Source organism: Sphingomonas bacterium, from assembly GCF_903643065.1.
Taxonomy (GTDB): Bacteria; Pseudomonadota; Alphaproteobacteria; order Sphingomonadales; family Sphingomonadaceae; genus Sphingomonas.
This window is the reverse complement of the sequence record NZ_CAHJWX010000118.1, coordinates 1-6353: the sequence shown is the minus strand read 5'-3', so window position 1 is coordinate 6353 and position 6353 is coordinate 1. Positions and strand designations below refer to the sequence as shown.

The 6353-nt window shown below is 70.1% G+C and carries 6 protein-coding genes; 5 read left to right on the top strand and 1 reads right to left on the bottom strand.

Translation table 11 applies throughout. The features are described 5' to 3' along the window. From HUU95_RS05740 to HUU95_RS05725, 4 genes are all read left to right on the top strand, one after another. The coding region (locus tag HUU95_RS05740) for a DUF2849 domain-containing protein (RefSeq protein ID WP_174279236.1) at nt 1-183 on the top strand (183 nt) is incomplete at its 5' end. A gap of 105 nt (nt 184-288) precedes the next feature. Then, nucleotides 289-2058, top strand: coding sequence for a nitrite/sulfite reductase (locus HUU95_RS05735; RefSeq protein ID WP_174279235.1), 1770 nt, complete (start codon nt 289-291; stop codon nt 2056-2058). 127 nt (nt 2059-2185) lie between these two features. Beyond that, nucleotides 2186-2641, top strand: coding sequence for a DUF934 domain-containing protein (locus HUU95_RS05730; RefSeq protein WP_174279234.1), 456 nt, complete (start codon nt 2186-2188; stop codon nt 2639-2641). A gap of 35 nt (nt 2642-2676) precedes the next feature. Next, complete coding sequence (locus HUU95_RS05725; protein ID WP_254602645.1) at nt 2677-4131, top strand: DUF4403 family protein; 1455 nt, start codon at nt 2677-2679, stop codon at nt 4129-4131. Here HUU95_RS05725 and HUU95_RS05720 read toward each other — a convergent pair whose 3' ends face one another. Beyond that, nucleotides 4132-5646 (bottom strand): replicative DNA helicase, encoded by a 1515-nt coding sequence (locus HUU95_RS05720; protein WP_174279233.1) that lies wholly within the window; start codon nt 5644-5646, stop codon nt 4132-4134. Between the two features lie 171 nt (nt 5647-5817). On the opposite strand from HUU95_RS05720, the gene HUU95_RS05715 reads away from it, so the two are divergent. Beyond that, entirely contained in the window at nt 5818-6300 is a 483-nt protein-coding gene (locus tag HUU95_RS05715) for a UPF0262 family protein (protein ID WP_174279232.1), read from the top strand. The last annotated feature ends 53 nt before the right edge of the window (nt 6301-6353 follow it).

Sequence of the window (6353 nt, the reverse complement as noted above, 5' to 3'; positions counted from 1 at the left end):
GTCGCGCTGGCCGAGGAAGGCGCGCGCCGCGTCAACGCGCCCTACCTGATCGACGCGACCGCCACCCCCGACGGGCCCCGGCCCGCGCACATCAAGGACCGCGTCCGCGCGCTGGGCCCGACCGTCCGCCCGGACCTGACGCTCGATCCGACGGACGCGGCGGCGGGGAGCCGGGTGATATGAGCACGTACCGTCACCCCCGCGAACGCGGGGGCCCATCTCCCCAGCGATGGGCCGAGTGGGACGGCAGGAGATGGGTCCCCGCTTACGCGGGGATGACGAGGTAACATGTACCGTTACGACACCCTCGATCAGGCGATCGTCGACGCCCGCGTCGCCGAGTTCCGCGATCAGGTGGAGCGCCGCCTCGCCGGGCATCTGACGGAGGATCAGTTCAAGCCGCTGCGGCTGATGAACGGCCTCTATCTCCAGCTCCATGCCTATATGCTGCGCGTCGCGATCCCCTATGGCACGCTCGACGCCCGCCAGCTCCGCATGCTCGCGCACATCGCGCGGACCTATGACCGGGGCTATGGCCATTTCACCACGCGCCAGAACATCCAGTATAACTGGATCAAGCTGGAGCAGACGCCCGACATCCTCGCCGACCTCGCCACCGTCGAGATGCACGCGATCCAGACCAGCGGCAATTGCATCCGCAACATCAGTTCGGACCAGTTCGCCGGCGCGGCGGCGGACGAAGTGGCGGACCCCCGGCCCTGGGCCGAGCTGATCCGGCAATGGAGCAGCTTCCACCCCGAGTTCAGCTACCTGCCGCGCAAGTTCAAGATCGCGGTGATCGCCAGCGCGGAGGATCGCGCGGCGATGCGGCTGCACGATATCGGCATCCAGCTGATCGAGCGCGACGGCGTGCTCGGCGCGCGCGTGTTCGTGGGCGGCGGCATGGGCCGCACGCCGATGATCGCGCCGGAGATCGCAGCCTTCGTGCCGGCGGACGACTTGCTGAGCTATCTGGAGGCGGCCCTGCGCGTCTACAATCGCCACGGCCGGCGCGACAACATCTACAAGGCGCGGATCAAGATCCTGATCCACGAGCTGGGCGCGGACGAGTATCGGCGGCAGGTCGAGGCCGAACATGCCGAGGTGAAGGCGCTCGGCATCGATCCGCCGGCGAGCGAGCTGGCCCGGATCGCCGCGATGTTCGCGGAACCGGCGTTCAACGACACCCCGTTCATCCCGAGCGACGTCGAGGGACAGGGCGGTGCCTCGACTTCGCTCGGCACGAACGGTGGGGGCGGTTCGCCGACCGCCAACCCTCATCCGTTCGCCCCGAGCGATCCTCATCCATTCGCCCGGAACGAACCACGTCCGTTCGCCCCGAGCGAAGTCGAGGGGCCCTCCGCCTTCGCGCAATGGCGCGAGCAGAACGTCCGCGCGCACAAGCAGCCGGGCCACGCGATCGTGACGATCAGCCTCAAGCCAGTCGGCGGCATCCCCGGCGATGCCTCGGCCGAGCAGATCGACGTGATGGCGGCGCTGGCGGAACGCTACAGCCATGACGAGGCGCGCGTCACGCACGCGCAGAACATCGTCCTGCCGCATGTGCGCGCGGCGGACCTGCCGGCGGTGCACGCCGCGCTCGCGGCGGCGGGGCTGGCGGAGGCCAATGTCGATCTCGCCAGCGACATCATCGCCTGCCCCGGCCTCGATTATTGCAGCCTCGCCAACGCGCGCTCGATCCCCGTCGCGCAGAAGATCGCGACCCGGCTCGCGCCCAAGCAACAGGAGCTGGGCGAGCTGAAGCTCAAGATCAGCGGCTGCATCAACGCCTGCGGCCACCACCATGCCGGGCACATTGGCATCCTGGGCGTCGACCGGAAGGGCGTGGAGAACTACCAGTTGCTGCTCGGCGGCTCGGGCGCGGAGGACGTGTCGCTGGCCAAGATCACCGGCCCGGGCTTCGACGAGGACGGCATCGTCGACGCGGTGGAACGCGTCACCGAACACTACCTCGCGACCCGCAGCGACGGCGAACGCTTTCTCGACACCTATCGCCGGCTCGGCATGGAGCCGTTCAAGGCGGTGATCTATGGGTGAGCACCTGATCCCTCTCCCGCAAGCGGAAGGGGGCCGGGGGACGGGCTCCCCACCAGATCCGGGTGATGCGCTCGCGATCGGCGTCGAGCCCACCCCCAACCCCTCCCGCTTGCGGGAGGGGCTTTAGATGGATGCCGACCAGACCAGCATCGGCGGCGAACCCCGGCTGCGTTTCCGCGACGACGCCGCACCGGACGAGCCCGCCGTCACGCTCGACGCCTTTCTGGACGGCCAGGCGGACGCGATCGCCGTGCGGCTGGAGTCTAGCGACGACGCGCGGGCGCTGGTGCCGCACCTTGCGCGGCTCCGGCTGGTCGAGGTGAGCTTCCCCTTGTTCCGCGACGGCCGCGGCTATTCGGCCGCGCGCATCCTGCGTGAGGCGGGCTATACGGGCGAGCTGCGCGCGGCCGGCGACGTGCTGGTCGATCAGATCGTCTTCATGCGCCGCTGCGGCTTCGACAGCTTCGCGCCGGAAACGGCGATCGACGCGGCCGCGCTGGACCGGGCGCTGACCCGCTACCACGCGGTATACCAGCCCGCCGCCGACGGCGTCGTCCCGGTGTGGCAGCGCCGGCTGGGCTGACGGGAGCCAATCGCGGGTCCGGCGGTTTGAACGGGGTGCGCCGCGTCCTCTGTCTCGCCGTCCTGCTCGCCGGGTGCAGCCGCCACAGCCACGTCCCCGCCCCGCCCCGCGTCGACACGCCGGCGCGGCTGCCGGCGGAAAGCTCCACCATCGTGGTGCCCGTCACCGCGCCGCTGGCCGATATCGAGGCGGCGCTCGACGGCCAATTGCCGCGCGTGCTCTACTCGATCAACCAGCATCTCGATCAGTGCGTGCCGGCGCAGCGCGTCAACCTCGGCATCGCGCATCTCAAGGTGCTGCCCCAGCTCGGCTGCCAGATCGTCGGCGCGGTCAAGCGCGGTCGCGTGACGCTGTCCGGACGCGGCGACCGGTTGCTGGTGACGCTGCCGATCACCGCGACGATCGCCGCGAACAAGGTGGGCGGGCTCGCCTCCAAGACCGCGACGGGCGCGGCGACGATCCATGCCACCGCGCGGCTCGCGATCGCGGGCGACTGGCGGCCGACCGCCAGGGTGACCATCGATTATGACTGGACGCAGCCGCCGGGCGTCGAGTTCCTGGGCAAGCGCATCGAATTCGCGTCCAAGGCGGACGCGCGGTTGCAGCCGATCGTCGCCCGGCTGGAACAGACGCTGCCGGGCGAGCTCAGCAAGCTCCGGCTGCGCCAGCGGCTCGCCGGCATCTGGCGACAGGCGTTCACCGTCATCCCGCTCAACCGGGACAACCCGCCTGCGTGGATGCGGGTGACGCCGCGCCGGCTGGGCGTCGGCGGCTATCGCGTCGCCGGGCGCACGCTGACGCTGACGCTCGCGGCCGAGGCGCTGACCGAGACCTTTGTCGGCCCCCGGCCGCCCGCGCCGGCGGCGACGCCGCTGCCCTCACCGCTCCCCGTCCCGCCCGAGCGGGGCCTGCGCTTCTTCGTGCCGGTGATCGCCGACTATCACCAGCTGGAGCCGGTGGTGCAGCGCGCGCTGCGGCTGCGCGCGGCGAAGGGGATCACGCTCAAGGGCGTCGGCCCGGTGGACGTGCGGTTCGGCCGGGTGACGGTCTATGCGACGGCGGGCGGCCGGCTGGCGATCGGCGTCGACGCGGACGCCAAGGCGCGCGCGAGCTCGTTCCTGACCACCAAGGGCCGCATCTGGCTGACCGCGCTGCCGTTCAACCGGCCGAACTCGCAGGCGATCGAGGCGCGCGACGTGCAGCTGGTGGCGGACACGGACAGCGGCACGGTCAACCTGCTCGCGCGCGTGTTCAACGATTCCAGCGTGCGCGACTCGGTGGCACAGGGGCTGCGGCACGATTTCGCGCCGGAATATGCGAGCGTGCTGGGCAAAGCGAAGGCGGCGATCGGCGGCCGGCGCGAGGGCGACTTCCTGCTCACCGCCGACATCACCAGGGTGACGACGGGCACGCTGGCGGTGACCGGCAACGGCCTGTTCCTGCCGATCCGCGCGGAAGGCAAGGCGACGATCAGCTACCGGCCCGGATAGTCACCGCTCGTAGCCGTGCCGCCCGGGCTCGGCGAGGTCAGAAAATCGCGTGAACTCGCTGTCGAAGCGCAGGTCGAATGCGCCGGTGGAGCCGTGGCGCTGCTTGGCGACGATCAGCGTCGCCTTGTTGGCGACCTTCAGCTGGGCGTCATGCCATTCGGTATATTTCTGCCGCTCCAGCTCGCTCGAATGCTCGTTGGGCGTCGCCGGCTCCTTGAACAAATGATAATATTCGTCGCGATAGACGAACCACACCATGTCGGCGTCCTGCTCGATCGAGCCCGACTCGCGCAGGTCCGACAGCATCGGCCGCTTGTCCTCGCGGCTCTCCACCGCGCGGCTGAGCTGCGACAGTGCCAGCACCGGCACGTCGAGGTCCTTGGCGAGCGCCTTCAGCCCGCGGCTGATCTCCGAGATCTCCTGGACGCGATTGTCGCTGCTGCTCCGCCCGCTGCCATTGAGCAGCTGGAGATAGTCGACGATGATGAGGCCGAGCTGGTTGTTCTGGCGCCGCTTGAGTCGGCGCGCGCGGGTGTGCAGCCCGGCGATGGTCAACGCGGCGGTATCGTCGATATAGAGCGGCAGGTTCTGTAGCTCGACCGCCGTGTTGGACAGCCGCGTGAACTCCTCGCGGTTGATCTTGCCCGAGCGCAGCACGCCCGAGTTGATCCGGGCCTGTTCGGCGACAATGCGGCCCGCCAGCTGGTCCGCGCTCATCTCCAGGCTGAAGAAGGCGACCTTGGCGCCGACCGACTTGGCGGGCTCGATCCCGTCCTCCCCGTCGCGCATCCAGCGGCGCGCGGCGTTGAACGCGATGTTGGTGGCGAGCGAGGTCTTGCCCATGCCGGGGCGGCCGGCGAGGATGACGAGATCGGACGCGTGCAGCCCGCCGACCTTCTCGTTGAGCGAGTCCAGCCCGGTGGTGATGCCGGCGATGTGCCCGCCCGAGTCGAGCGCGCGCTGCGCCTGGCGGGTCACCAGCGTCATCGCCTGCGCGAAGGTCTTGACGCTGTTCTCGGCGCCACCGTCGACCGCGACCTTGAACAGCTCCTCCTCCGCCAGCTCGATCTGCGCGCGCGGGTTCACCTCCTCCGAGGTGTCCATCGCGCGATCCACCAGCGTGCGCCCGACGGAGACCAGCGCGCGCAGCATGGCGAGATCGTAGATCTGCCGCGCGAACTCGCGCGCGCCGATCAGCCCCGCGCCCGAACCGGTCAGCGTCGCCAGATAGGCGGGGCCGCCCAGTTCCTTCATGCCCTCATCCGCCTCGAACATCGGCCGCAGCGTCACCGGCGTCGCCAGCATGTCGGCGGCGCGCAACGTCCGGATCGCGGCGAACACGCGCCCGTGCAGCGGCTCGAAGAAATGCGCGGGCTCCAGCCGATCGAGCAGATCGTCGGCAAGCCGGTTGTCGATCATCATCGCGCCCAGCATCGCGGCCTCCGCCTCGACGTTGCGAGGCAGATGCGCGGGCTCCGGGGCGGGCGCGGGGACGGGAAATGCGAGGGTGGCCATGCCGGGGGCATAGAAGGACGCCATGGTCGGGCCAATCACCGGCAGGCCGCCGGACGATGTGGATAACGCACATCGTTTCACCTTCCCGGCAAGGTTGGGCCTCATCAAGGTGCGGTCGACAGGGAAGCGGAGAAGCGTGACGAACGCCGTCCCGCTGCCTATGCGATCGCCGTGCCCGACCCGCGCATCATCGACGTCCAGCTCGACGACCGCACCATCCTGTGGCGGTCCGCCGATGTGGAGCAGGAACGCCGCATCGCGATCTTCGACCTGCTCGAAGCCAACAGCTTCGCGCCGCGCCGCCAGCACGCCGACGGCTATGGGGGGCCGTACCGCCTCCACTTGGCGGTCGAGGAGGGCCGGCTGGTGCTGGCGATCCGGCGCGAGGACGACACGCCGCTGGAGACGCTCATCCTCGCCATGGGCGGGTTCCGCCGGCCGATCCGCGACTATTTCGCGATCTGCGACAGCTATTACCAGGCGATCCGCCAGGCGACGCCGGCGCAGATCGAGACGATCGACATGGCCCGGCGCGGCCTGCACGACCAGGCGGCCGAGCTGCTACGGGAACGGCTCGACGGCAGGATCGCGGTCGATTTCGACACGGCGCGGCGGCTGTTCACGCTGATCTGCGTGCTGCACATCCGTGGCTAGCGCGGCGCCCGGGGCCGTGACGCAGGCCGAGCGGCTGATCGCCGCCGCGCGCG